A 2,206-nucleotide genomic window follows, 5' to 3' on the forward strand; every position below is an offset into this window, starting at 1 on the left:
GGCGAACAGGCCGAGGACGGGCACGGCGCAGACGGCCAGGGCGGCGGGCCGGGCGGGCCCGATAGATTGGCCGGGTGCTCTCCGCCCTCTCACGCCTCTCGCGTCCCGCCGCCCTGGCCGTCTGCGCCGTGCCCGTCCTCGGCCTGTTCGCCGTGGCGGCCTTGGCGCCGCTGCCCTTCGTGATCGCCCAGCCCGGGCTCACGGCCGACGTGCTGGGCGAGCGCGACGGCAAGCCGGTGATCACCGTCAGCGGCGCCCCGACGCGGCCGACCAAGGGCGAGCTGCGCATGACCACGATCCAGGCGACGGGGCCGTCGGCCGTGGTCCGCCTGCCGCAGCTCCTGGACGACTGGTTCGACGGCAGCCGGTCGGTGCTGCCGAAGGAGGCCGTCTACCCCTCCGGCGGCAGCGACGAGGAGATCGAGGCGCACAACCTGAAGCAGATGACCGCCTCGCAGACGAACGCGACCTCGGCCGCCCTCGGCTACCTGCGCCTCGACCCGAAGGACGTCAAGGTCGAGCTCAACCTCGCGGACGTCGGCGGCCCGTCCGCGGGCCTGCTCTTCTCCCTCGGCATCGTCGACAAGCTCGACGGCGACGGCAGCGGCGGCGACCTGACGGGCGGCCGGAGCGTCGCCGGTACGGGCACGATCAGCGCGGACGGCCGGGTCGGCCCGGTCGGCGGGGTGGCCCTGAAGACGCAGGCCGCCCGGCGGGACGGCGCGAGCGTCTTCCTCGTCCCGGAGGCCGAGTGCGCGGACGCGAAGGCCGAGGCGCCCGAGGGGCTGCGGCTCGTCCCCGTCAGCTCCCTGAAGGGCGCGGTGGAGTCGCTGCGCTCGCTGAACCGGGGCGAGGAGCCGCCGTCCTGCTGACGGCGGCGGCGGGCCCGTCCTCCGCGGGCGGCGGCAGCGGGGTGCGCTCCATGGACCGCCAGGACGGGAAGGCCATCGGGGACAGGGTGGCCAGCAGGTAGACCCCGCCGAACGCGAGCAGGGCGGTGGGCGCGCCGTACGCGTCGGCCAGCAGGCCCGCGGCCAGGCCGCCCATCGGCATCGCCAGCTCGCAGCCGGCGGTGCCGACGCCGGCGACCCGGCTGCGCAGCTCCTCGGGGACCTTCTCGTACATCACGGTCGTCAGCACCGGGTTGAGCATGCCGGCGCCGAGTCCGGCGAGCGCCATCGTCACGGCGAGCGGCAGCGCGGTGTCGGTGAGGGCGGCGACGGCGTAGCGGGGCGCTCCGGAGAGGAGGAACGCGGCGGCGAAGACGGTCCGGCGGGGGAACCGCTCGCCCCAGGCCCCGTAGAGCAGGGCGCCGAGGAGCGCGGAGCCGCCGAAGAGGGACATGAGCAGGCCGACGGCGGTGGCGCCGCCGAGGTCGTCGCGGCCGTCGACGGGCAGCAGGACGGACGCCCAGCCCTGGTCGAGGCCGTTGGTCGCCATGACCATCACGGTGATGCCGAGCAGCAGCCGGGACCGGGTCAGGAACGCCCAGCCCTCGGCGAGTTCGGCCCGATAGCGGGCGAACGAGGCCTTGCCCGTGCCGGGTTGGGGGTCCGCGGCGGGCACGCCGCGGACCAGCGCGGCGACGAGCAGTGCGGAGGCGGCGTAGGTGGCGGCGTCCACCAGCAGGACGGCCTCCGCGCCGAGGGCCGCGATGAGGACGCCGGCCGCGGCGGCCCCGACCATGCGGGCACCGCGCGAGGCGGCGTCGTAGAGGCTCGCGGCGCGGATGACGGTGGTGCCGGCGTGCTCGGCGAGGTTGGGCAGGAGGACGCCGCGGGCGGTCAGGCCCGGGGTGTGCACGAGGCCGGTGACGGCCATCAGCGCGCACAGCATCCAGAACTCCAGCAGGTGCGCGCGGTGCAGCAGCGGGATCGCGGCGACGGCGAGCGCGCAGACGAGGTCGGAGGCGGCCGAGACGCGGCGGCGGCCGATCCGGTCGATGACGGGACCGCCGACGAGAGCGGCGACGACGACGGGCAGGGTGGCGCAGAAGGCGACGACACCCGCCCGTCCGGCGCTGCCGGTGGTCTGCAGCACGAACCAGGGGACGCCGATGAGGGTCAGCGAACTCCCGGCGGTGGAAACGGTGTTGGCGGCGAGCACGGCCGCGAGGGGGCGCCGGCTCACGCGGCGGTCCGGGTGGGGAGGGGGGTCGTCTCGACGGGCTCCAGCAGTCGGGTGCCGGCCTGTACGAGGGCCTCGC

2 protein-coding genes are annotated in these 2,206 nt (G+C 76.1%); one reads left to right on the plus strand and one right to left on the minus strand.

The annotated features are described in order from the left end of the window. Positions 1-74: 74 nt before the first annotated feature. Positions 75-872 carry a PDZ domain-containing protein gene (locus EF903_RS31855; RefSeq protein WP_260616200.1) on the plus strand — a complete coding sequence of 266 codons (798 nt, stop codon included), beginning with the start codon at positions 75-77 and terminating at the stop codon, positions 870-872. On the opposite strand, the gene EF903_RS31860 is transcribed toward EF903_RS31855, so the two are convergent. Continuing rightward, positions 802-2,130, minus strand: coding sequence for an MFS transporter (locus EF903_RS31860; protein ID WP_125548441.1), 1,329 nt, complete (start codon positions 2,128-2,130; stop codon positions 802-804). The two genes, EF903_RS31855 and EF903_RS31860, sit on opposite strands and share 71 nt — an antisense overlap. Positions 2,131-2,206: the final 76 nt, after the last annotated feature.

The organism is Streptomyces sp. WAC05292, assembly GCF_003949955.1.
In the GTDB taxonomy this organism is placed as follows: domain Bacteria; phylum Actinomycetota; class Actinomycetes; order Streptomycetales; family Streptomycetaceae; genus Streptomyces; species Streptomyces globosus.